Source organism: Nocardioides speluncae (assembly GCF_003121585.1).
Classification (GTDB): Bacteria; Actinomycetota; Actinomycetes; order Propionibacteriales; family Nocardioidaceae; genus Nocardioides; species Nocardioides speluncae.
In genome coordinates this window covers 141,075-165,634 of sequence record NZ_QEOO01000001.1, presented here as the reverse complement: position 1 = coordinate 165,634, position 24,560 = coordinate 141,075, and the positions used below count along the sequence as shown (strand labels likewise).

The 24,560-nt window shown below is 70.6% G+C and carries 19 protein-coding genes; 16 read left to right on the top strand and 3 right to left on the bottom strand.

Annotation, left to right across the window (positions count from 1 at the left end):
• Positions 1–50: 50 nt before the first annotated feature.
• The 8 genes from DDV73_RS00850 to DDV73_RS00815 are packed head-to-tail and all read left to right on the top strand — an operon-like array spanning position 51 to position 13,948.
• On the top strand, positions 51–1,178 hold the full coding sequence (locus DDV73_RS00850) for a Gfo/Idh/MocA family protein (RefSeq protein WP_240617033.1): 1,128 nt from the start codon (positions 51–53) through the stop codon (positions 1,176–1,178).
• A complete protein-coding gene (locus DDV73_RS00845) occupies positions 1,175–2,725 on the top strand; it encodes a sugar ABC transporter ATP-binding protein (protein ID WP_109505350.1) in 1,551 nt (516 codons plus the stop codon). Before DDV73_RS00850 ends, DDV73_RS00845 begins: the two co-directional genes overlap by 4 nt.
• A complete protein-coding gene (locus DDV73_RS00840) occupies positions 2,722–3,720 on the top strand; it encodes an ABC transporter permease (RefSeq protein WP_109505349.1) in 999 nt (332 codons plus the stop codon). Before DDV73_RS00845 ends, DDV73_RS00840 begins: the two co-directional genes overlap by 4 nt.
• Complete coding sequence (locus tag DDV73_RS00835) at positions 3,717–4,736, top strand: ABC transporter permease (protein WP_109505348.1); 1,020 nt, start codon at positions 3,717–3,719, stop codon at positions 4,734–4,736. The genes DDV73_RS00840 and DDV73_RS00835 overlap by 4 nt, the downstream gene beginning before the upstream one ends.
• A gap of 44 nt (positions 4,737–4,780) precedes the next feature.
• On the top strand, positions 4,781–5,956 hold the full coding sequence (locus DDV73_RS00830) for an ABC transporter substrate-binding protein (RefSeq protein ID WP_109505347.1): 1,176 nt from the start codon (positions 4,781–4,783) through the stop codon (positions 5,954–5,956).
• A 12-nt stretch (positions 5,957–5,968) separates the two neighbouring features.
• Complete coding sequence (locus tag DDV73_RS00825) at positions 5,969–6,820, top strand: sugar phosphate isomerase/epimerase family protein (RefSeq protein ID WP_109505346.1); 852 nt, start codon at positions 5,969–5,971, stop codon at positions 6,818–6,820.
• Positions 6,821–6,879: 59 nt separating this feature from the next.
• Positions 6,880–12,921 carry a ThuA domain-containing protein gene (locus DDV73_RS00820; protein ID WP_109505345.1) on the top strand — a complete coding sequence of 2,014 codons (6,042 nt, stop codon included), beginning with the start codon at positions 6,880–6,882 and terminating at the stop codon, positions 12,919–12,921.
• A 19-nt stretch (positions 12,922–12,940) separates the two neighbouring features.
• Positions 12,941–13,948, top strand: a complete 1,008-nt coding sequence (locus DDV73_RS00815) for a sugar phosphate isomerase/epimerase family protein (RefSeq protein WP_109505344.1) — start codon at positions 12,941–12,943, stop codon at positions 13,946–13,948.
• A gap of 43 nt (positions 13,949–13,991) precedes the next feature.
• On the opposite strand, the gene DDV73_RS00810 is transcribed toward DDV73_RS00815, so the two are convergent.
• Together DDV73_RS00810 and DDV73_RS00805 are read right to left on the bottom strand one after the other, a co-directional pair.
• Positions 13,992–14,399 carry a hypothetical protein gene (locus tag DDV73_RS00810; RefSeq protein WP_109505343.1) on the bottom strand — a complete coding sequence of 136 codons (408 nt, stop codon included), beginning with the start codon at positions 14,397–14,399 and terminating at the stop codon, positions 13,992–13,994.
• Positions 14,396–15,037 carry a nucleotidyltransferase domain-containing protein gene (locus tag DDV73_RS00805; RefSeq protein WP_109505342.1) on the bottom strand — a complete coding sequence of 214 codons (642 nt, stop codon included), beginning with the start codon at positions 15,035–15,037 and terminating at the stop codon, positions 14,396–14,398. Before DDV73_RS00805 ends, DDV73_RS00810 begins: the two co-directional genes overlap by 4 nt.
• 274 nt (positions 15,038–15,311) lie before the next feature.
• On the opposite strand from DDV73_RS00805, the gene DDV73_RS00800 reads away from it, so the two are divergent.
• The 8 genes from DDV73_RS00800 to DDV73_RS00765 all read left to right on the top strand — a co-directional run bounded on the left by DDV73_RS00800 (position 15,312) and on the right by DDV73_RS00765 (position 24,032).
• Positions 15,312–16,631, top strand: a complete 1,320-nt coding sequence (locus DDV73_RS00800; RefSeq protein WP_240617032.1) for an ABC transporter substrate-binding protein — start codon at positions 15,312–15,314, stop codon at positions 16,629–16,631.
• Between the two features lie 56 nt (positions 16,632–16,687).
• Complete coding sequence (locus DDV73_RS00795) at positions 16,688–17,776, top strand: carbohydrate ABC transporter permease (protein WP_109505341.1); 1,089 nt, start codon at positions 16,688–16,690, stop codon at positions 17,774–17,776.
• The gene (locus DDV73_RS00790) at positions 17,773–18,597 is read left to right on the top strand and encodes a carbohydrate ABC transporter permease (RefSeq protein WP_109505340.1); all 825 of its coding nucleotides are present in this window, start codon (positions 17,773–17,775) and stop codon (positions 18,595–18,597) included. Before DDV73_RS00795 ends, DDV73_RS00790 begins: the two co-directional genes overlap by 4 nt.
• Complete coding sequence (locus tag DDV73_RS00785; protein ID WP_206050632.1) at positions 18,594–20,066, top strand: GH1 family beta-glucosidase; 1,473 nt, start codon at positions 18,594–18,596, stop codon at positions 20,064–20,066. Before DDV73_RS00790 ends, DDV73_RS00785 begins: the two co-directional genes overlap by 4 nt.
• Positions 20,067–20,076: 10 nt before the next feature.
• On the top strand, positions 20,077–21,117 hold the full coding sequence (locus DDV73_RS00780) for a LacI family DNA-binding transcriptional regulator (protein WP_206050651.1): 1,041 nt from the start codon (positions 20,077–20,079) through the stop codon (positions 21,115–21,117).
• A gap of 60 nt (positions 21,118–21,177) precedes the next feature.
• On the top strand, positions 21,178–22,752 hold the full coding sequence (locus tag DDV73_RS00775) for a bifunctional phosphatase PAP2/diacylglycerol kinase family protein (protein WP_240617031.1): 1,575 nt from the start codon (positions 21,178–21,180) through the stop codon (positions 22,750–22,752).
• A 111-nt stretch (positions 22,753–22,863) separates the two neighbouring features.
• Positions 22,864–23,409: an RNA polymerase sigma factor gene (locus DDV73_RS00770; RefSeq protein WP_206050631.1), complete on the top strand. Its 546-nt coding sequence runs from the start codon at positions 22,864–22,866 to the stop codon at positions 23,407–23,409.
• The gene (locus tag DDV73_RS00765; RefSeq protein ID WP_109505336.1) at positions 23,406–24,032 is read left to right on the top strand and encodes a hypothetical protein; all 627 of its coding nucleotides are present in this window, start codon (positions 23,406–23,408) and stop codon (positions 24,030–24,032) included. Before DDV73_RS00770 ends, DDV73_RS00765 begins: the two co-directional genes overlap by 4 nt.
• Here DDV73_RS00765 and DDV73_RS00760 read toward each other — a convergent pair.
• Complete coding sequence (locus tag DDV73_RS00760; protein WP_109505335.1) at positions 23,999–24,553, bottom strand: hypothetical protein; 555 nt, start codon at positions 24,551–24,553, stop codon at positions 23,999–24,001. The two genes, DDV73_RS00765 and DDV73_RS00760, sit on opposite strands and share 34 nt — an antisense overlap.
• Between the last annotated feature and the right edge of the window lie 7 nt (positions 24,554–24,560).

Genomic DNA, 24,560 nt, shown 5'->3' with positions numbered 1-24,560 from the left:
CCACATCTTTTGCTTGACGATCATGCATAAGTCTCACTACGTTGACGCATATGTCTGTGACAGCGATCACCACCACGGTGGCGGAACAACCCGACGAACGTGCCGGGATGCTCCGCGTTGGGGTCGTTGGCGCGGGCTTCATCGCCGGCGTGCACGCTCGGTCCGCACGCACCGCCCAGGCTCGCCTGGTCGGTGTCGTCGCGTCCTCGCCCGAGCGCGCCGCCGGCGCTGCCGAGACCATCGGCGCCGAGCGGGGGTACGCCGACCTGGACGCGATGCTCGCCGCCGCGGAGCTCGACGTACTCCACGTGTGTACGCCGAACTCGCTGCACCTCGAGGCCGTGGTCGCCGCCGCTGCCGCCGGCGTCCACGTGATCTGCGAGAAGCCGCTGGCCACCACCGCCCAGGACGCCGCCACGATGGTGGCCGTCGCCGCCGAGGCCGGCGTTGTCGGAGCGGTCCCGTTCGTCTACCGCTTCCACCCGATGGTCCGCGAGCTGCGCGCCCGGGTCCGGGCCGGCGCGGCCGGCAACATCGCCTCGCTGCACGGCAGCTACCTGCAGGACTGGCTCTCGCGGCCCGAGGACGACTCGTGGCGGCTGCAGGCCGACAGCGGCGGCGCCTTGCGCGCGTTCGGCGACATCGGCTCGCACTGGTGCGACCTGCTGGAGTACGTCGCCGACGACCGGATCGCGCGGCTGTCGGCGCGCACGGCCGCCGTCGTACACCGCCCGGACGCGACCACCGACGACGACGTCGCGACGGTCAGCTTCGAGACCGCGAGTGGGCGGCTCGGCGTCCTCGTGATCAGCCAGGTGGCGGCCGGCCGGAAGAACCGGCTGACGCTTGAGATCTCCGGCACCGAGGCCAGCTTCGCGTTCGACCAGGAGAACCCCGAGCTGCTCTGGGTCGGCGGCCGCGACGGCTCCCGGCTGCTGCAGCGTGACCCGGCGACGCTGAGCCCGGACGCCGCCCGCCTCTCCCACCTCCCGGCCGGGCACGCCCAGGGCTACCAGGACTGCTTCAACGCCTTCGTCGCCGACAGCTACGCGGCCAGCCGCGGCCAGCAGCCGGCGGGTCTGCCCACCTTCGAGGACGGCCTGCGCGCAGCGACCCTGGCCGAGACCGTGCTTGCCTCCGTGAGCGACAACGGAGCCTGGACCGAGGTGGCGCGATGACCGTGGTGACTCTGAGCAAGCGCCGGTCGGGTGAGGACCCCGGGACGCCCGTGGTCCGGCTGACCGGCATCCGCAAGTCGTTCCAGGGCAACGAGGTCGTCCATGGCGTGGACCTCGAGCTGCAACCGGGCGAGGTCCACGCCCTGGTCGGTGAGAACGGCGCTGGCAAGTCCACACTGATGAAGTGCCTGGCCGGCATCCACGCTCCGGACCAGGGCACGATCGAGATCGACGGCGTCGTCCGCCGGTTCCGGTCGCCGCGCGAGGCCCAGGAGGCCGGCGTCGCGATCGTGCACCAGGAGTTCACGCTGCTCCCGCACCGCACCGTCGCGGAGAACCTCTTCCTCGGCCGTGAGCCGGGCCGGTTCGGCCGCGTCGACAAGGCCGGGATGGAGCGCCGGGCGGGTGAGGTGCTGGCCGACCTCGGCGTCACCAGCATCCGCCCGAGCGCCGTGGTCTCCGGGCTGTCGGTCGCCCAGCAGCAGATCGTGGAGATCGCCAAGGCACTGGTGCTGGACGCGCGGGTGCTGGCGATGGACGAGCCGACCGCCGCACTCGCCGATGCCGAGGTGGCACTGCTCTATGACCTGGTACGCCGGCTCACCGGCCGCGGGCTGGCGGTGCTGTACGTGTCGCACCGGCTGCCCGAGGTGTTCGACCTGAGCTCGCGGATCACGGTGATGAAGGACGGCGCGCACGTCGCCACCGAGCCCACCGGCGAGCTGACCACCGACAACGTGGTCCGGCTGATGGTTGGTCGGCCGCTGAACGCACTCTTCCCCGACCTGGCCGCGGCCGAGGAGCTCGGCAAGGAGCGGATCGCGGTCGCGGGCGGCGGGAACGCCCGGATCCACGACATCGACCTCACCATCCGCGCCGGCGAGGTGGTCGGCCTGGCCGGCCTCCAGGGCTCCGGCCGGTCGGCGCTCGCCCGGGCACTCTGCGGAGTCGCCCCGTTCACCCGCGGCAGCTACCAGGTCGAGGGTCGGCCGGCCCGGATCCGCAGCCCGCGCCGCGCCGTACGGGCCGGAATCGCGTTCGTCACCGAGGACCGCAAGGGCGAGGGGTTGGCGCTGCGCCAGACGGTGCAGGACAACGTGCTGCTGGTCCGTCGTTCTGTCAGCGGTCGGCGGACCAGAAGCACGGTCGCGGACCTGCTCCGGGAGATGACGGTCGTCGCCGCGTCGCCGGCGAGTGAGGTCCGGCTGCTGTCCGGCGGAAACCAGCAGAAGGTGGTGCTGGCCAAGTGGCTCGCGGTCGGCCCGACCGTGCTGGTCGTCGACGAGCCCACCCGCGGCATCGACATCGGAGCCAAGGCGACCATCTACCAGCTGATCCGCGACCTGGCCCGCTCCGGCGTGGCGGTGCTCCTGATCAGCTCCGAGCTGCCCGAGCTGATCGGGATGTCGGACCGGCTGCTCGTGATGCACCGCGGCCGGATCGCCGGCGAGCTGCCGCCGCAGTCGTCCGAGGAGGACGTGATGCGCCTCGCCACCGGCCACGGCCAGCCCGGCGAGAACGGCCAGAGTGAGGAGGCCGAGTCATGACCGCCCTCGACGCGAGTACGGCGACGGCGGTGCCGCGGCGCAAGTTGCAGATGCCGGGCTCCACCGCAACGGTCTACCTGGCCCTGGGGCTAACGCTCGTGGTCGGCAGCCTGTTAGTCGCCGAGCGCGGCGGCACGCTGCTGGACCAGCCGGGCATCACCAAGATCCTGACCCTGTGTACTGCGCTCGGCCTGGTCGCCATCGGCCAGACGATCGCGATCGTGGCCGGGTCGCTCGACCTCTCAGTGGCCCACCTGATCGGGCTCACCAGCCTGGTCACGGCCGAGGTGATGGCCGGCCAGAACGGCCGGATCGTGCTGGCGGTCGCGGCCGCACTCGGAGTGGCCGCCCTGGTCGGCGCGGTCAACGGGCTGGTCGTCACCAAGCTCAAGGTCAACCCGTTCATCGCGACCCTCGGCATGGCGCTGGTGCTGCAGGGCGTGCTCGAGCACCGCTACACCGGCCCGGCCGGCGAGACCACCCGCGACTTCCAGCGGCTCGGCTACGACCGCGTCGGCCCGGTGCCGGTGTCGTTCCTGGTGATGCTCGGGGTCGCGGCCCTCGCCTGGTGGCTGCTGGCCCGGACCAGGACCGGGCACCACATCTACGCGGTCGGCGGCGACGCCGAGATCGCTCGGGTGTCGGGCGTCCGCGTCTCCCGGACCGTGATCACCGCGCACGTGCTGTGCGCCCTGGCCGCCGGCGCGACCGGGATCTTCCTGGCCAGCCGGCTCGGCGCCGGCGCGCCGTACGTCGGGACCGACGCGAGCTATGACCTGCAGTCGATCGCGGCGGTGGTGCTCGGCGGGGCGCTGCTCGCGGGCGGCCGGGGCGGCGTGATCGGCACCATCGGCGGCGTGATGCTGCTCGCCTGCCTCGACACCACCTTCGACGACCTGGGCGTCGACCCGTTCCTCAAGGACGTGGTCCGCGGCTCGGTGATCATCGTGGCCGTCGCCCTCTACGCCCGCCGCAAGCCGGGAGGCCGGACATGAAGCGACTCGCCCCCGGCACGCTGCCGGTCTTCGCCGTACTCGCGATCCTGCTGGTCGCCCTGGCCTTCGCCGGTCCGGCGTACGAGCACCCGCAGGGCTACATCGCGCTGCTCAAGCGCGCGGCGCCGCTGATGATCCTGGCGCTCGGCCAGTACTTCGTGATCGTCACCGGCGGCTTCGACCTGTCGGTCGGCTCGCTGGTCACCGCCGAGGTGGTGATCGCGGCCCGGCTGCTGGACGGCAACGAGGACCGTACCTGGCCCGTTCTGCTGCTCCTGATCGGCTTCGGCGCGCTGGTCGGCCTGGTGAACGGACTGATCAGCACGGTGCTGGAGGTGCCGTCGTTCATCACCACGCTCGGGATGCTGCTGATCCTGGAGGGCGCGGTCTTCCTGTGGACCGACGGCGCGCCGCGCGGGGCGCTCACCGAGAGCTTCCGGCAGTGGGGGCGGATGGGCTTCGAGGACGTGCCCTGGATCGGCCAGCTGCCGTACTCGGTGCTGATCCTGCTCGCGCTCGGCACCGCCGCCGCGCTGTTCATGCGCACCGGCATGGGCCGGCTGGTGCTGGCCGTCGGCGACAACGACACGTCGGTGCGGCTGGCCGGCGGCCGGGTGCGCACCATCCGCACCCTCGCCTTCGTCGTCTCCGGAATCTCCGCCGCGGTCGCGGCGATCCTGCTCGGCGGCTTCTCCGGCGTCTCCGCGCAGGTCGGCGGCGGCCTGGAGTTCGAGGCGATCACCGCCGTCGTACTCGGCGGGGTGGCGCTCGGCGGCGGTCGCGGCTCGGTCGTGGCCGCCATGGCCGGCGCGCTCACGCTGAAGGCGCTGTTCTCACTGCTCAACCTGCTCGGGATCTCGGGGGCCCTGGAATCGACCGTCCAGGGAGTCATCATCGTCGCCGCTGTCGCCTACGCCGCGGCCGACACCGGATGGCGCGACCGCGTCCTCCGCAGCAAGGCCAGGAGTACGGCGCAACCCGGACCACCCGCACCGGACGTCGTCACCACCAGTTGATCCACCCCTGCCGGCGCCCGCCGGCCAACCCTCGAGGAGTAACGATGAAGCGCACCTGGCAAGTCGTCACGGCCGCCACCGCGCTCGTGCTGGCAGCGACCGCCTGCAGCAGCGACAACCCGTCCGACACAGGCTCGGACGACGATTCCGGCGACACCGGCTCGCACTCGGACTTCTATGACAAGGCCGAGCTGGACCGCCAGCTCGGGTTCCGGACCGCCACCGCCGAGGGACCGGCGGACCAGCCGTGGGAGCAGATGCTCTCCCCGGAGATGGTCGACACCGCGAAGTTCAAGAAGGAGGGCCCCTACAAACTCTGCTTCTCCAACGCGGCGGTCAACAACCCGTGGCGCCAGGTCGGCTTCAAGACGATGCAGGCAGAGGTGGACCTGCACGACGAGATCTCCGACTTCAAGGTGCTGGACGCCGAGGGTGAGGACGACAAGCAGATCTCCGACATCCAGTCCCTGGCCTCGGAGAACTGCAGCGCGATCATCGTCTCGCCGAACACCACCTCGACGCTGACCCCCGCGGTCGACGGCGCGTGCAAGACCGGCGTACCGGTGATCGTGTTCGACCGCGGCGTCACCACCGACTGCCCGGTCACCTTCATCCACCCGATCGGCGGCTACGCGTTCGGTGCCGACGGCGCCGAGTTCCTGGTCGACGAGGTGGACGGCGGCGGCAAGGTGCTGGCGCTGCGGATCCTCCCGGGCGTCGACGTGCTCGAGACCCGGTGGAGTGCAGCCAAGGACATCTTCGACGACAGCGACCTGGACGTCGTGGGCGTGGAGTTCACCGACGGCGACGCCGCCAAGACCAAGACCATCGTCGACGACTACATCCAGCGCGAGGGCCAGATCGACGGCATCTGGATGGACGCCGGCGCGACCGCGGTCGCGGCGATCGAAGCCTTCGAGGACGCCGGGGTGGACGTGCCGCCGATCGTGGGCGAGGACCAGCAGGACTTCCTCACCAAGTGGCAGGAGGACGGCCTGACCGCGATCTCGCCGACCTACCCGACGTACCAGTGGCGGACCCCGGTCATCGCCGCTCTGCGGATCCTCAACGGCGAGCAGGTGCCGAAGGAGTGGGTGCTGCCGCAGCCCACGATCACCTCGGACAACCTCGGCGAGTACGTCAACACCGACATGCCGCCGCTGCACTACGCGATGTGTGGGTGCGAGGAGCTGCCCGAGTACCCGGACGCCTGGAAGTAAGGGAGTAGCGCCGTGAATCCCCTCGGGGTGAGCACCTGGGTCTGGACGTCGCCGCTCGATGACGACGCCCTGGCCGATCTTGCGGGACGCGTCTCGGACTGGGGGTTCGACGTGCTCGAGCTCCCTGTCGAGAACCCGGGCGACTGGGACCCTGCCCGGGCCGCGAAGGTGCTCACCGACGAGGGGCTCACGGCCACGGTCTGCCTGGTGATGCCGCCGGGCCGCGAGCTGGTCGCGGCGCCGCCGGAGACGATCCGGGCGACCCAGGACTACCTGCGACACGTCATCGACGTAGCGCAGACCGTCGGCTCGCCGGTCATCGGCGGGCCGGCGTACTCCTCGGTCGGGCGGACCTGGCGGATGACGCCGCAGCAGCGGCTCGACGCGTACGACGAGCTCCGCACCAACCTGGCCCCGGTCGTCCACCACGCGATCGAGGCGGGGATCAAGGTCGCGGTCGAGCCGCTGAACCGCTACGAGACCAGCCTGCTCAACACCGTCGACCAGACGCTGACCGCCCTCGACGGGCTGCCGGCCGAGGGTGTCGGCGTACTCCTCGACCTGTACCACCTGAACATCGAGGAGCGGAACGTGCCGGACGCGATCCGGCGTACCGGCTCCCGGACCGCGCACGTCCAGGTCTGCGGCAACGACCGCGGCTCCCCTGGACTTGACCACCACGACTGGCCCGGCGTGATGGCGGCGTTCGCCGACATCGGGTACGACGGCGCCCTCTGCATCGAGTCGTTCACCGGCGACAACGACGCCATCGCGACCGCCGCCTCCATCTGGCGGCCGCTCGCGGACACCCAGGACGAGCTGGCCACAGCAGGACTGACGTTTCTCCGAGGCCTGACCAGCTGAAGCACGACCCCGCACGGCACGCACGACACAACCCCCGACCCCCGACGGAGGGACCCACCATGTCGCAGCCCGCCCGCCCGCTCCGCAGATGGCTCGGCCCAGCGCTCGCGCTGCTGGTCGCCATCGCGATCGTCCCCGGCTTCAACCGCGCGGACGCCCACCCCGGCCACACGCACGCCACCAAGGTGCTGATCTTCACCAAGACCACCCAGTTCCGGCACACCGAGGCCATCGACCAGGGCGTGCCGGTGCTCCAGGCGGCGCTCACGAACGCCGACATCGACTCGGTGCACAGCGAGGACTCGTCGCTGTTCACCGACGCGTCGCTGGCCGAGTACGACGCGCTGATCATGTTCCAGACCTCGGGCGACCCGTGGACCGCCGACCAGAAGGCGGCGCTGGAGCGGTACACGCAGGCGGGCGGCGGCATCGTCGCCGTACACAACGCGACCGACATGCGCGGCAACTACCCGTGGTGGGACAACCTGGTCGGCTCGCTGATGCCCGGCCACGCGAACACGGGCACCAGCCCCGGCCAGCCCGGCACGGTCCGGATCGAGGACCGCAGCCACCCGTCGACCCAGCACCTCGACCAGCGCTGGGCCCGCGCGGACGAGTGGTACAACTTCTCGAACAACGTCCGCGGGACCGCACACATCCTGGCCACCGCCGACGAGACGACGTACGACGCCGGCGGCAACGCGATGGGCTACGACCACCCGATCTCGTGGTGCAAGCCGTACGACGGCGGCCGTACGTGGGCGACCGCGATGGGCCACTTCGGCGCCCACTACACCGGCGAGCCGGACTTCGTGCAGCACATCGTCGGCGGCGTGAAGTGGGCGGCCGGCCTGGAGGATGGCGACTGCGGCGGCACCGTGTGGAACAACTTCGAGCGGGTGCCGCTCGACGAGAACACCTCGGCGCCGTTCGCGATGGACGTCGCCAGCGACGGCCGGGTCTTCTACACCGAGCTGGTCCGGGGCCAGATCCGGGTCTTCGACCCTCGCACCAACAACACCACGACCGCGGTCACGATCCCTGTCTACTCCGGCGGCGAGGACGGACTGCTCGGCATCGCGCTGGCGCCCGACTTCGCGACCTCAGGGCACCTCTACGTCTACTACTCGCCCGCGAGCGGCGACGACACCAACCCGGCGAACTTCAAGAACCGGCTGTCCCGGTTCACCGTCAGCGGCAACACCATCGACCGGGCCACCGAGAAGGTGGTCCTGGAGGTGCCGGCGAGGCGGCTGCCGGACGAGCCCGGCCATACCGGCGGTGGGCTGGACTTCGATGCCCAGGGCAACCTGTTCCTCTCGGTCGGCGACGACGTCAACCCGCACTCCGAGCCGTCCGGCGGCTACGCGCCGCTGTCGACTCGCAACGGCACCTTCCACGACGCCCGCGAGACCTCGGCCAACACCAACGACCTGCGCGGCAAGCTGCTGCGCATCCACCCCGAGCCGGACGGCACCTACACGATCCCCAACGGCAACCTGTTCGCGCCGGGCACCGAGAAGACCCGGCCCGAGATCTACGCGATGGGCTTCCGCAACCCGTTCCGGTTCTCGGTGGACCAGGAGACCGGCTGGGTGAGCCTGGCCGACTACTCACCCGACAACGGCAACGACGCGCCCGCGACCCGCGGCCCGGCCGGCATCTCGGAGTGGAACCTGATCAAGAGCGCCGGCAACTACGGCTGGCCGCTGTGCATGGGCAACAACGAGCCGTTCCGCGACGTCGACTACGGCACCACGTCGTCCGGGCCGGTCGTGGTCGGCGACTTCTTCGACTGCGCCAACCCGGTCAACGACTCGCCCCGCAACACCGGCCTGACCAACCTGCCGCCGGCCCGCGCCGCCGACATGTTCTACGGCTACAAGCGCTCCTCGGTGCCCTCTGTGATCCCGCAGGGCGGCGGGCTGGCCCCGATGGGCGGCCCGTTCTACCGGTACGACGCGGCGCTGGAGTCCGACACCAAGTTCCCGGCGTCGTACGACGGCAAGCCGTTCTTCTACGAGTGGGCCCGCAACAAGATGTACTCGATCGACGTCAAGAACCCGGCAGCCGGCTCGGGCAGCCAGGCGGAGAAGGTCAACCCGTTCCTGCCGCAGGAGCAGTTCCTGGCGCCGATCGACTCCAAGTTCGGGCCGGACGGCTCGATGTACGTGCTCGACTGGGGCGGCGGCTTCGGCCGTGACAACCCGAACTCCGGCCTGCACCGGATCGACTACATCAGCGGCTCCCGCTCGCCGGTCGCCCGGATCTCGGTCGACAAGGACTCGGGTCCGGCACCACTCACCGTCGCGTTCGACGGCACTGGCTCCACCGACCCCGAGAACGAGGAGCTGACCTACACCTGGGACCTCGACGGCGACGGCGTCACCGACGCCACCGGGCCGACCGCGACCCAGACCTACGACGCCGCCGGCGTCTTCAACGCCCGGCTGACGGTGACCGACCCGAACGGCAAGGACGGGACCACGTCGGTGCCGATCACGGTCGGCAACACCCGGCCGGAGCTCGACTTCGGGCTGCCGCCGAACGGGTCGTTCTTCGACTTCGGTGACGACCTGTCGTGGGACGTCACGGTCACCGACGCCGAGGACGGCACGCCGTCGGGCGACGACGTGGTGATCCAGCCGGCGCTCGGCCATGACGAGCACGCGCACCCGACCACGCCGCTGTCCGGCCTGACCGGCACCACCCCGACGAGTCTCGGCGGCCACCAGCCGGACGAGAACATCTTCTTCGCGCTGGACGCCCGCTACACCGACAACGGCGGCGAGGGTGGCGCGAACCCGCTGACCGGCTCGACCACCACGCTGGTCTTCCCCAAGGTCAAGCAGGCCGAGTTCTTCGACCGCAAGTCCGCGACCATGACCTCGGCGCCCAGCCGGGACGTCGAGGGCGGCGGCACCGTGCTCGCCGGCCAGGAAGGCGCCTGGGCGATGTACAGCCCGGTCAACCTCCACCGGGTCTCCCAGCTCGCGCTGCGGGTCTCGGCAAGAACGGCCGGCACCATCGAGCTGCGCCGCGGCGCGGCCGACGGGCCTCTAATCAACACAGTCACCGTGCCCGACACCGGGACCGGGTACGCCGACGTCGTGGTCGACGTGACCGACCCGGGCGAGACGTTCGACCTGTACGTCGTGCTGCCGGGCGCCGGTGAGCGGAAGTTGAACTTCATCGAGGCGCTCGGCCAGGGCTCCTCTCCGACGACCCGGCCGACGGTCGCGATCACCGCGCCCGGCAGCGAGCAGCTGGAGCCGAACCAGCCGGTCGAGGTCACCGCTTCTGCAGCGGATGCTCAGAACACCGTGACCAAGGTCGAGTTCTTCGCCGACGGCGACTCGCTCGGCAGCGACACCAGCGCGCCGTACTCGGTGACCTGGACGCCGACCGCCGAGAAGCTCTACAACCTGACCGCGGTGGCGACCAACGACAAGGGCCTGACAACGAAGTCCCGGATCGTGGTCGCCCAGGTCGGCGAGCTCTTCGGCGACCTGCAGCAGTTCAGCAACGCCGACGGCGTCTTCGAGAAGATCGGGACCGGCGCGTTCCGGATCACCGGTGCCGGTGACGACACCTGGCAGGGCATCGACGAGTACAGCTCGCTCTACCTGCCCGGCGGCGTCACCGACGACTCGTGGGAGGCAGTGGTCCGGGTGAACAACCAGGCCAACACCCACGGCGCTGCGAAGGCCGGGCTGATCGTCCGCAACGACGTCACCCAGCCCGGCACCTCGCCCGGCTACGCGCTGCTCGGCATCCGGCCCAGCGGCGGAGTCGAGTGGCTGCGCGACGCCAACGGCGACGGCGACATCGAGTCGTCCGACCAGGCCGGCACCTCGGCGTACCCGACCTGGCTGAAGATCAAGCGCGCCGGCAGCAGCTACACGGCGTACTCCTCGCGCAACGGCACCACCTGGACCCAGGTCGGCCCGGCCGCCACGCTGACCGGCGCGGCGACCGAGCAGGACATCGGGACGTTCACGGTGTCGCACGCGACCGCGGCCGGCGCGGTCGAGTTCCAGGACTTCGCCGTCGACTCCGACCCGGCCCCGGTGGAGCCGGAGGAGACGTACGCCGCGCTGGCCTGCGCGAGCCCGCTCTCCGACGAGTTCACGACCGGCCTCAACGGCAAGTGGAGCGTGCGCCAGCCGACCGGGCTCCCGGTGAAGACGGCGGGCGGGGTGCTGCAGCTGCCGGTCGCCGCAGGCGACATCAACGAGTTCAGCCCCGGGCCGTTCACGTTCGCCGGGCAGCCGGCGCCGAGCGGCGCGTGGGAGGCGAGCACGAAGATCACGCTCGACCACGCCAGCCACTGGCAGTACACCGGCCTGTTCCTGCACAAGAGCGACAACGAGTACAACAAGCTCGCCTTCGTGAAGCACCAGAACGGATCGAGGTTCTTCGAGTTCCAGTCCGAGACCGGCGGGGTCCGCACCAACCACGGCTCGTTCACGGTCCCCGCGGACTTCCCGACGACGGCGTACCTGAAGCTGGTCAGTGACGGGACCAGCCTGACCGCGCACTACTCGACCAACGGCGAGTCCTGGACCGCGCTGTCCGGCACCGCGCCGGCCAAGACCGACGCCCGCCTCGGCGTCGCGGCCGCCGGCGACACCGGGTCCACCCCGCGGGTGGCGACCGTCGACTGGTTCCGGGTGACCCCGGACCGGGCGGCGCCGGCGTTCACGACCGACGACGAGTTCGACGGCAGCGGGCTCGACGGCTGCCGCTGGGCCCGCTCGGTGCGGTACGACGCCCGGCACGCGAGCGTGGCCGGCGGCGAGCTCCGGATCGAGACCCAGCTCGGCGACATCAACGGCAACAACCCGGTGAACCCGCGCAACTTCGTGCTGCAGGCGCCGCCGGAGGACGACTGGGTGGCGACCACGCGGTTCAAGGCCCCGCTGAAGCACCGCTACCAGCTCGCCGGGCTGCTGATGTACGGCGATGACGACAACTACGTCAAGGCCGACGTGGTCGCCTACAACGCCCCCGGCGCGGCCGAGGACTACCGCGCCGAGCTCGCGGGTGAGGTCGCCGGCGCCGGTATCGGCAACCGCAACATCGCGATCCCGGAGACCTCCGAGAGCGGCTACTGGTACCTCCGGGTCACCAAGACCGGCACCAGCTACACCGCGGAGGTCAGCGACGGCGGCGCGTTCGCCTGGACGCCGATCGGCTCGACCGGCATCACGTTCGACAAGCCGCTCACCGGCCTCGGGCTGATGGCGATCGGGCCGAACCAGGAAGAGCCGATCAACGTCGGGTTCGACTACTTCCACCTCGACCCGACCGAGGACGACACCGAGGCGCCGACCACGACGCTGACCCTCTCACCGGCCGCTCCGGACGGGCAGAGCGACTGGTACGTCACCGCCCCGTCGTTCACGCTCGCGGCCGACGACGGCACCGGCTCCGGGGTCACGTCGACCGAGTACCGCATCGACGGCGGCGCGTGGACGCCGTACACCGGAGCGGTGGCGCTGACCGGCGACGGCACCCGGAAGGTGGAGTACCGCGCCACCGACGAGGCCGGCAACGCCGAGCAGGTGCGCGAGCGCGTGGTCAAGATCGACGGCACCGGCCCGGCCGTGGTCGTGGACGGCGTCACCGACGGCGAGACGTACGGCGACTCGCTCGCCCTCGACCTGACCTGGTCGGCGACCGACGCGACGTCGGGGAGCCCGTCGCTCACCGCGACCCTCGACGGCCGGACCGCGCAGCCCGGCGCGCAGGTGCTGAGCACGCTCACCCTCGGCAGCCACCAGCTCGTGGTCACCGCCGAGGACACGGCCGGCAACCGGACCACCCGCCGGGTCGGCTTCACAGTGCGCACCTCGTTCGCCGACGTGCAGGAGCTGATCCTGCGGTACGCCGACGACGGCATCATCACGCCGAAGGTGCGGCGCGCGCTCGAGGCCGAGCTGGACGCCGCGGCCAAGGCCGCGGCGCGCGGCGCGCGGCAGAAGGCGGTACAGCGGCTCCAAGCGTTCAAGAAGGAGACCCGCGAGATCCGCAACGCCGGCGTGCGCGCCGTACTCATCCGGGACGCCGACGCGCTGATCGCGCAGCTGAACGCCTGACCCTAGGAGGATGACCCGCATGACCCGACCGATCACGCTGTTCACCGGCCAGTGGGCCGACCTGCCGTTCGAGGAGGTCTGCCGGCTGGCGGCCTCCTGGGGGTACGACGGCCTCGAGATCGCCTGCTGGGGCGACCACTTCGAGGTGGACCGGGCGCTCGCCGAGCCGGACTACATCGCCGGCCGCCGCGAGATCCTGGAGCGGCACGGGCTCGGCGTGTGGGCGATCTCCAACCACCTGGTCGGGCAGGCGGTCTGCGACGACCCGATCGATGACCGGCACCGGGACATGATCCCGGCGTCGGTCTGGGGCGACGGCGATCCGGAAGGCGTGCGCAAGCGCGCGGCCGACCGGATCGCCGACACCGCCCGGGCCGCGGCCGCGCTCGGCGTGGACACCGTGGTCGGCTTCACCGGCTCGGCGATCTGGAAGTACGTCGCGATGTTCCCGCCGGTCTCCGAGGCCACGATCGACGCCGGGTACGCCGACTTCGCCGACCGCTGGAACCCGATCCTGGACGTGTACGACGAGATGGGCGTCCGGTTCGCGCACGAGGTGCACCCGAGCGAGATCGCCTACGACTACTGGTCGACGGTGCGCACCCTGGAGGCCATCGAGCACCGGCCGGCGTTCGGGCTGAACTGGGACCCCAGCCACATGATCTGGCAGGACCTGGACCCGGTCGGCTTCCTGTGGGACTTCCGGGACCGGATCTACCACGTCGACTGCAAGGACACCCGGCGCCGGATGAGCAACGGCCGCAACGGCCGGCTCTCGTCGCACCTGCCGTGGGGCGACCCGCGGCGCGGCTGGGACTTCGTGTCGACCGGGCACGGCGACGTACCGTGGGAGGACTCGTTCCGCACCCTGAACGCCATCGGCTACACCCGGCCGATCTCGATCGAGTGGGAGGACGCCGGCATGGACCGGCTGGTCGGCGCCGCCGAGGCGGTCGGCTTCGTCCGCTCACTCGCCTTCGACCCGCCGGCGACTGCGTTCGACGCGGCGTTCAGCACCGACCGCTGAGCGGTGGATCGAGCCGTTGCTGCCTGCAGCGCTGGCGGGCCGGTCAGGATCCTGTGGTGCGTTCGGTCGCTGATTCGACCAGGGCGCGGGCGGCGCGTAGGGCACGGGTTCGTTCGGCATCTTTGACGAATCCTGTGCCGTAGTGGGCGATGGGCTTGAGGCGGACGAGGGCAGCGAGGTCGCGTCCTCTTGCCGGATCGATGCGGCGCAGGAAGGCGGCGGCCTCGGCGTGATCCTGGCCCGCGTACCGTTCGCCGACGGAGGTGAGGCAAAGGGCGTCGCCGGCGGCGATTCCGGCGAGGACGCAGATCCCGACGACGACGTTGTTTGCGGCGGGCCCTTCTTCGGTCGCGGCGAGCTCGCCTGCTTCGAGGTACTTGGCTGCGATGTCGCGGCGGTTTCTGGCCTCGCCGCGCCCGCCGGGTCTGGTCTTCTGGTTCGTGGGTGTCATTGCTGGCCGGTGGTGTTCTTGGTTGGGGTGGTGAGACTGGCGAGGGGTACGCCGGTGAGGTGGATGCCGTCCGCGCGTAGGGAGTCAAGCAGTGGTTCGCCGTCGACCATGGCCTTGGCCAGGCCGGCGCGGTCGGTCTCGAACCAGGCGAGGTGGTTTCCGGTCCACTCCAGGGTGCGGCTCTCCAGGGACTCGAGCTGTGCTGACCAGACTGGGGAGTCGCCGGCGATGTCGTCTGGTCTGACGATGAGGACGTCGATGTCGGAGTCGGGGCGTGCGTCTCCGCGTGCGGTTGATCCGAAGAGGGAGCTGTGGATCGCGGGCACGGGCCATTGATTGATGTCGTCGCAGAGCCTGGTGAGCAGGGTTGCGCGCGCGCCTACAGCGTTGAGGACGGCCTCGGCGAGTAGGTGGTCGCGGTTGAGTGTGTAGAGCACAGAGGGACCGGCAGGCTGGGCGTGGGCGATGCCGTGCTTGACAAGGCGGTCGAGGATTGCTTGGACCGCTGGTTGACTTCCGCGGCGTGCCAACGTGGCGATCTTGCGGCCGGTGAGCGGTGCCTCGGTTCGAGCCAGGACGGTCAGCACATCTGCGTCGACGCTCGGGATGAGGGAACTCAGTGGTTGAGCGAGGTCCATGGTTCCGAGTGTGTCAGAAAGCCTGTCATTTGCTAAGTATTCCTATCACTCGACAGGTGGGCCTGCCGCCGCTTGATGGACGGAACTCCGCGGCAAGCAGACGTATCGAGGCGTCGAAGGTGGAAGCGCTCCCAGTCGTCTTCCATCGGGACCGCCACCGAATTACGCCTGAATCCGCACAACGATTGACACTACATGTGACGCGTGTCATGGTGACGAGCGAACGAGAGTGGAAGCGCTCTCACACCTGCCAGCACTACCGCCAGGAGCCACCGTGCGCATCACCGACACCGGGCCGGTCCGACGGCCAACCTCTTACCGCAGGCGGCTCGCGATCGGTGCCGTCACCGCTCTCGTGCTCGGGCTCACCGCCGCCTGTGGTGGCGACGACGACCCGACGAAGTCCGCCGACCAGCAGCAGCTGGGCGACGGCGAGACCCTCACCATCACCACGTTCGGAGAGTTCGGCTATGACGAGCTGATCGAGGAGTGGAACAAGGAGAACCCGGACGTCCAGGTCGAGCAGACCAAGGTCTCGCTCTGGGACGACTGGAAGAACGAGCTCAACACGCTCCTCCAGGCCAACGAGGGCCTCCCGGACATCGTGGCGATCGAAGGTGACTTCATGCCCGCGCTGGTGGCAGCGCCGGAGCGGTGGGTCGACCTGTCCGGCGAAGACGTCGACGGCCGCTGGCTGGAGTTCAAGTCCGACGCCGCCACCACCGCCGACGGCAAGCTCCTCGGCTACGCCACCGACGCCGGCCCGGAGGCCATCTGCTATCGGGCGGACCTCTTCCAGAAGGCGGGCCTGCCGACCGACCGAGCCGAGGTCGCCGCGCTGATGACGACCTGGGAGGACTACTACGCGCTGGGCGAGCAGTTCGTCGCCAAGAGCGACGCCCAGTGGTACGACGCCTCCGGGTCCGTCGCCCAGGCGATGCTCAACCAGGTCGAGTTCCCGTTCGAGCAGGAGGACAACACCGTCAACGTCGAGAACGACGAGCTGCGGGCGGTCTACGACACCGTCACCGGCAACGCCGACGCGCTCTCGACCGGCGCCGCGCAGTGGAGCGACGACTGGACCGCGGGCTTCCAGAAGGACGGCTTCGCCACCATCCCGTGCCCGGGCTGGATGCGCAGCAACATCCGCGACAACACCGGCAACCCCGCGCCGAAGGGCGTGGTGTGGGACGTCGCCGACGTCTTCCCCGGTGGTGGCGGCAACTGGGGTGGCTCCTACCTGACCATCCCGCAGTCCTCCCCGCACCAGGAGCCGGCCAAGGAGTTCGCGGCCTGGATCACCGCCCCCGAGCAGCAGATCCGGATCTTCGAGCAGTACGGCAACTTCCCGTCCCAGGTCGCGGCGCTGGAGGACCCGGCGCTGCTCAAGTCGGCGGACCCGTACTTCAACGACGCACCGGTCGGTGAGATCTTCTCCAACCGCGCGAGTGCGATCACCACGCAGCCGTACCACGGCCCGCTCTACTCCGACATCCTCGGCAAGTTCCAGGAGGCGATCACCCGCGTCGACCAGGGTGGGGACGCGAAGGAGTCGTGGGAGACGTTCGTGACCGAGGTCGCAGCGCTCCAGTGAGCACTAAGCCCGGCGCCACCGATGGGCGTCGTAACGAGCGTCGTCAGGCGGGTGTGATGGCAAGGCGGCGGAGCGAAGGCGGGCCGGCGGCCCGTCGAGTCTCCGCCAACGCAGCCAGCGCGCCCGCATCGCGGCGCGCAGTAGGCGCCCATCGGTGGCGCCGGGCGGGGCTCGAGTCGCCCGCCGGAGCCGCTGTCAGCGCGGCACCGGCGGGCGGCCGCCCCAAGCTGGTACGGCGCCAACGGCTGTCGCAGTGGGACGTGAAACTGTCGCCGTACCTCTACATCTCGCCGTTCTTCATCGTGTTCGGCCTGGTCGGTCTCTTCCCGCTGGCCTACACCGGCTACCTGTCGCTCCACGACTGGGAGCGCCTCTACTACCGGCAGGGCGAGTTCATCGGCCTGGAGAACTACCGGTTCGTGCTGACCGACCCGGTGTTCCTGAAGTCGCTGGTCAACACCTTCAGCATCTTCCTGATGTCCTCGGTGCCGCAGGTGATCGTCGCGGTGGCGGTGGCCGCGCTGCTCGACACCCGGCTCCGCGGGCGGACGTTCTGGCGGATGAGCGTGCTGCTCCCGTTCGTGGTCGCGCCGACTGCGGCGGTGCTGATCTTCGGCAGCCTCTTCGCCGACAAGTACGGCGTCATCAACGCGATGCTCGACGGCATCGGCCTCGAGCCGATCCGCTGGCACGTCGACCGCTGGTGGAGCCACCTCGCGATCGCCGGCATGGTCAACTGGCGGTGGACCGGCTACAACGCGCTGATCTTCCTCGCGGCCATGCAGGCGGTGCCGCGGGACCTCTACGAGTCCGCCGCCCTCGACGGGGCCGGCCGGATCCGCCAGTTCTTCCACGTCACGCTGCCGATGATCCGGCCGACCATGATCTTCGTGATCGTGACCAGCACGATCGGCGGCCTCCAGATCTTCACCGAGCCGCGGCTGTTCGACGACACCCCGCAGCGCGAGGGCGGACCCGACCACCAGTACATGACCTCGACGCTCTACATCTACGTGAAGGGCATCGAGGACCAGTTCTACGGTCGCGCCTCGGCCGCCGCCTGGGTGCTGTTCCTGATCATCGTCGGGATCGCGCTGCTCAACTTCGCGCTCACCCGCCTGCTCACAAGGGGGCGACAGGCATGAACCGCCGGCCCGGATTCGTCGTCTACGGCCTGCTCGCGGCCTTCGTGATCGGCTCGGCCCTCCCGCTCTACTGGTCCTTCGTCATCGGCTCCCACACCAAGGAGGAGGGCAACCAGATCCCGCCGCCACTCCTGCCGGGCGGCCACTTCCTCGACAACGCCAAGCGCGTCCTCGACACCACCGAGTTCTGGTCGGCGATGCTCAACAGCCTGGTCGTCTCGACCGCGTGCGGGCTGTCGGTGGCCTTCGTCTCCACGCTCGCCGGCTACGCGTTCGCCAAGCTCAGGTTCCGCGGCAGCAACCTGCTGATGGGCTTCGTGGTGATGACGATGGCGGTACCGACCCAGCTCGCGATCGTGCCGCTGTTCATCCTGATGCGCGACTACCGGCTGCTCGACACCCTGGTCGCGGTCGCCCTCCCGACCCTGGTCACGGCGTTCGGCGTCTTCTTCATGCGCCAGTACCTGGTCGACGCGGTTCCGGACGAGCTGATCGAGGCCGCCCGCATGGACGGCTGCACGATGTTCCGCACCTTCCTGACCGTCGCCGTACCGGCCGCCCGACCGGCGATGGCGATCCTGTTCCTGTTCACGTTCATGATGGTCTGGACCGACTACATGTGGCCGCTGGTCGCGCTCCAGGAGACAGAGACTCTCCAGATCGCGCTGGACCGGCTCGCCCTCACCGGCCAAGGGCAGACCACCGACTACGCCCTGGTCCTGGCCGGCGCGGGGATGGCCACCGTCCCGCTCCTGATCCTGTTCGCCCTGTCCGGCCGCCATCTGGTCGCCGGCATCATGCAAGGAGCCGTCAAGGGATGACCACGACCGAGACCAGCACGACCACCGACCTGGGTGACGAGCTGACCTTCCCCACCGGCTTCCTCTGGGGCGCCGCCACGGCGGCGTACCAGATCGAGGGGGCCGTCACCGAGGACGGCCGCACGCCGTCGATCTGGGACACCTTCAGCCGGGTGCCCGGCGCGGTGGTCGCGGGCGACACCGGCGACGCGGCGTGCGACCACTACCGCCGGATGGCCGACGACGTCGCCCTGATGTCGTCGCTCAACCTCGGGGCCTACCGGTTCTCCGCGGCCTGGCCGCGGGTACTGCCGGACGGCGGCGCGCCCAACCAGGCCGGGATCGACTTCTACGCGCGGCTGGTCGACCGGCTGCTCGCGGAGGGGATCACGCCGTGGGCGACGCTCTACCACTGGGACCTGCCGCAGGCCCTCGAGGACGCCGGCGGCTGGACCAACCGCGACACGGCGTACCGGTTCGCCGACTACGCGCTGACCCTGTACGACGCCCTCGGCGACCGCGTGCCCTACTGGACCACGCTCAACGAGCCCTGGTGCTCGGCGTTCCTGGGCTACACCGGCGGCCAGCACGCGCCGGGCCGGCAGGAGGGCGCCGCCGGGCTGGTCGCGGCGCACCACCTGATGCTCGGCCACGGGCTGGTGGTCGACGAGCTCCGGCGCCGCGGCACCTCCGCCGACCTCGGCATCACCCTCAACCTGACCGTCCCCGACCCGTACGACGCAACCGAGCCGGCCGACGTCGACGCGGCGCACCGGGTCGACCACCTGTTCAACCGGGTCTTCCTCGACCCGATCCTGCGCGGGAGCTATGCGCCGGAGCTGACCGACATCACCGCCGGGATGACCTGGCAGGGAAGGCAGTGGGAGGAGTTCGTCCGCGACGGCGACCTCGCCCTGATCGGCGCCCCGCTCGACGTACTCGGCGTGAACTACTACCACGGCGAGGGCGCCTCCGGCCGTCCACACCCGCCGGAGCAGCTGCTGGGCTCACAGGTCGAGCAGCCGGTGCGGCGGGCCCGGACGGCGTTCCCGGGCGGGGAGGACCTGACCTTCCCCCGTCGCGGCTACCCGACGACCGGCATGGACTGGGAGGTCCAGCCTGAGGGTCTGACCCGGCTGCTCATCCGGCTGCGGGACGAGTATGCCGTCCCGCCGATCTACATCACCGAGAACGGAGCGGCGTACGACGACGTGGTCGGCGCTGACGGGTCAGTCCACGACCCGGAGCGCTGGGCCTACATCGACGCTCATCTGCGGGCGGTGCACGCCGCCATGGCGGCGGGCGCGGACGTCCGCGGCTACTTCGCCTGGTCGCTGCTCGACAACTTCGAGTGGGCCTATGGCTACGGGCAGCGCTTCGGGATCGTGCACGTCGACTTCGAGACGCAGCTACGGACGCCCAAGACCAGTGGGCTCCGCTACGGAGACGTGGCGGCCTCGTCGGTGCTGCCGGCTGGCGGCGACAGATAGCGTGCCCAGAGTGAGCCAGCCGCCGACCGATCCGAAGGGAACCGGGAACGCGCCGACGCTCGATGAGGTCGCGCGTCTCGCCGGTGTCTCCCGGGCGACCGCGTCGCGAGCGATCAACGGCGGCATCCGGGTCTCCGCGTCCGCGAAGGCGGCGGTGGCGGCCGCGGTCGAGGAGCTGGGCTACACCCCCAACCCCGCCGCCCGGAGCCTGGTCACCCGCCGTACCGAGTCGGTCGGTCTGGTGGTGCCGGAGCCGGACGAGCGGGTGTTCTCGGACCCGTTCTTCGTCCACACGCTGCGCTCGGTCAACCGGGTGCTGGCGCCCCGCGACCTCCAGCTGGTGCTGCTCCTCGCCCGGCCGGGCGAGGAGGAGCGACGGATGCTGCGCTACCTGCGCCGCCGGCACATCGACGGCGCAATCGTCGTCTCCCACCACTCCGGCGACCGGCTCGCCGAGCACCTTGCCTCGCTGGCCCTGCCGTGTGCGTTCATCGGCCGCCCGTGGAGCGCCGCCGACAAGGTGACCTACGTCGACACCGACAACGCGGCGGGGGCGCGGCTGGTCACCCAGCGCCTCGTCGATCGCGGCTGCCGGCGGATCGGGACCATCGCCGGCCCGGCCGACATGGCCGCCGGTGTCGACCGCCTCGAGGGCTGGCGGTCCGCGCTGCGCGATGCGGGGCTGCCCGACGACGCGGTCGCCTACGGCGACTTCACCGAGATCGGCGGCCAGGGCGCCGCTGCCGCGCTCCTCGGCGAGTACCCCGACCTCGACGGCCTGATGGTGGCGTCCGACCTGATGGCCGTCGGGGCGCTGCGCACGCTCGCCGCCGCCGGGCGGCGGGTGCCCGACGACATCGCCGTCACCGGGTACGACGACCTCGGGGTCGCCGACCACACCGATCCCCCGCTGACCACGATCCGCAACCCCATCGCCGAGATGGCCGAGCAGGCCACCCGGCTGCTGCTCGAACAGGTCGAGGGCGAACGCGAACCGCAGCCGATCCGGGTGATCTTCCCGCCGGCCCTCGTGGTCCGGGACAGCGGCTGAGTGCCGCTACCCGTGGGTCACCGGCTGGTCGGTAGCCAGACGAGCGGCATACTTCTCGCTGTGCGGGACCGATCGTCGTGGATGACCCTGAGCTGGGCGGCTCTCTGTTTCGGCCTCTTCATCCTCCTGGCGGTGTTGGTGGCCAACGACTGGGGACCGCTCCAGGACCTCGATCACTACGGCGAGCCCACCGATGCCTGGAGCGTGGACGCCGGCTGGGGACGCGACGTACTCCGGGTGATCGAGGAGACCTTCAGCACCCTGGCGATGCTGGCCTACACGGCGCTGCTTTCGGTCGTGCTGTTCGTCCGCAACAAGCGCCGGGCGGCGTACTACACCGCCGGCGTGATGACCGCGACCTACGTGACGACCCGGCTGGTCAAGGAGCTGATCGACCGGGACCGGCCGGCCTGGCAGGACCCCGGCTCGGCTCTGAGCGGGCTGAGCTACCCGTCCGGGCACGCGTCGTACACGGCGGCGCTGGCGGGCATCGGGGCGGTGCTGGTGCTGACCTTCGTCCGCCGCGCCGCGGCGCGGCACGCGCTGGTCGCGGTGTTCGCGCTGGTCGCGATCGCGGTCAGCCTGGACCGGCTGCTGCTCGGCCGGCACTACCCGACCGACGTGATCGGCGGCGCCCTGCTGGGGCTCGGCTTCGTGCTCCTCGGCGCGGCGCTCTACTCTCCGGTGCCGCGCGGGCACGCGGAGAAGGCCGAGCCGCTGCCGGAGGTGTTCGCCAGCGAGCGCCGGCTGGCCGTCGTCCTCAACCCGATCAAGGTCGAGGACGAGGACCAGTTCAAGGCGATCGTCTCGGCGATGGCGACCGAGGCGGGCTGGTCGGAACCGTCCTGGTTCTACACGACGATCGAGGACCCGGGGACCGGCATGGCCGAGGCGGCCGCGGTCGGTGGCGCCGACCTGGTGCTGGTCTGCGGCGGTGACGGGACGGTGCGCGAGGTGTGCGCCGAGCTCGCCGGCACCGGCATCCCGGTCGGGATCGTCCCGGCCGGCACCGGCAACCTGCTGGCCCGCAACCTCGACATCCCGCTCTACCTGCGGTCCGCGATCGACGTCGCCCTGAACGGCCAGGACCAGGCCGTCGACCTGGTCGCGGTGACCGGCGACGGCATCGAGGACACCAACTTCATGGTGATGGCCGGCATGGGCTTCGACGCCGCGATCATGGAGGGCGTCAACGAGGAGATCAAGAAGAAGGTCGGCTGGCTGGCGTACTTCCTGTCGGGGGCGAAGTCGCTGATGTTCCCGGCCGTGAAGGTGGAGGTCTCGGTGGACGGCGCGCCGTACACCAAGCACCGGGCACGCACCGTGGTCGTCGGCAACGTCGGCTTCCTGCAGGCCGGGATGCCGCTGCTGCCCGACGCCCGGATCGACGACGGCATGCTGGATGTCGTACTCCTGCACCCGCGGCGGTTCATCAACTGGCTGCCGATCGTGTGGCGGGTGCTCGCGCGGCGCCCGCAGACCGACGAGACCCTGGACCGGATGACCGGCCGCACCGTCTCGATCCGGGCCGCCTCCGACACCCCGCGCCAGCTCGACGGCGACTCGATCGGCCCGGGACGCGAGCTGCACATGGAGTGCATCCACGGCCGGCTCCTGGTCCGCGTCCCGCGTTGACCGTCCGGCGACCGGCGTCCGGTCTGTCCGGAAAGCCCTGCTCGCCGTAATTTCCGCGAACTGCAACAGTGAGGCCGGGTTATCCGTCCCCATTGTGTGAGCCTTCAGGCTGTGACGATCGAGGAGCGCGTGAGCGAAGAGCACTCGGTGCATGACTTCGTGCGTGACTACAGCGCGCACCTGTTCCGCTATGCCTACCTGCTCACCGGCTCCCGCGCCGACTCCGAGGACCTGGTTCACGACGTCATCGTCAAGCTGCTGGAGCGCGAGGCCGAGTGGCACCGGATCAGCAACCCGCGCAGCTACGCCCGTTCGATGCTGACCAACGACTTCACCTCTCGGGGCCGGCGGTACGCCCGCTGGCTGCGGCTCCGGCATCGCCTGGTCGAGCCCGAGGTCACCGAGGGTCCGCAGGAGACCTCGGCACTGCGCGACCAGCTCTGGTCCGCGCTGCAGGTCGTGCCCGCGCGGCAGCGTGCCGCCGTGGTGCTCCGCTACTACGAGGATCTCGGCTATCCCGAAATCGCCGAAGTCCTGGGCTGTCCTCCCACGACGGCCCGCAGCCTAGCTGCACGGGGGTTGGCCAGGCTGCGGGCGCAATACGAGGACTATCCGCTGCGACCCGTACCAACTCCGCCCGCGAAGGAGGAGCCATGACGCCCACCGAAGACGACGTCCGGCAGATGCTGAGCGATGTCGCGCAGCGGGTGCAGGTCCCCGACCTGTCCGCCGCCTTGACGGCTGAGCGGCCTCGCCGCAATGTGCCCTGGGTCACAGTGGTCGCGGCCAGCGCGGCGGTGCTGCTCGCCGTACTCGTGCCGACGCTGGTCCTTGACCGCAACCGAGCCCCGTCCAACACGGCCGAACCCGCCGGGCCCAGCGGCAGCGCGCTGCCCGAGAGCCCGAGCCCGTCGTCCACCGAGGATCCGCAGTCGGAGCTGGCGCAGGCGCGCGCGCTCGTCGGCAGGTCGACCCCGCTCCGGCGCTCGGCCAACCAGCGGCCGGTGGTCACCGAGGAGGAGGCGATCGAGCTCGGCAACGGCGAGAAGGCGTACGGGCCGTTCCGGGTCGGCTACCGGCACGACCCCGACGGCCGCACCCCGTACACCACCTGGCGGACCTGCTGGATCGTGGCCGACCAGGTGCGGTGGGTCGAGGCCGTGGGCGTGCCGCTCGACCACGAGGGCGCGATCCCGAAGTACCGCGCGATCCCGTGGTCGGCGTTCGACGCGACCACCGGCGAGCTCTACCGCGGTGGCTTCACCCCGGTCGAGGAGTAGGACACCGCGTACAGGAACTTCCCGGTCTCCAGGTCCATCGCGGCAACGTACTCACCAGCGACGGTGTCCTGCCTCGGCCGGTCCGTGAGCGGTCCGAAGACAGGGATCGGCGCGTTCACGAACGTGACCAGCCAGACCGGCTGCTTCTTGAGCTCCGGCTCGACCTGGGACGGCTCGTTGGGGCCGGCTAGCTGCTTGCCGTAGGTCCGGGTCGTGATCAGGGCCTCGATCGCCCGGTCGGCGTTCACCCAGCCGGCGAGGCCGAGCTGGTCGCGGGCGCGGTCGCTCGCCTCCACGAAGGTGACGCTGCCGGGCATGGTCTTCGCCCGGCCCGGCTGCTCGGCGACGACCACCCCGAGCTTGGCCAGCTCGGTGTGGGTGCTGAGGTTGAGGGAGCCGTACGTCGGCCGGTCGGGCGCGGCGGCGGGCGCCGGGCCGGGTGAGGCGGCGGCGCCGTACGCAAGGATCGATGCGGGTACGGCGACCGCGAGCGCGATCGGGGCAAGTCTGCGCAGTGTCATCTCGGCA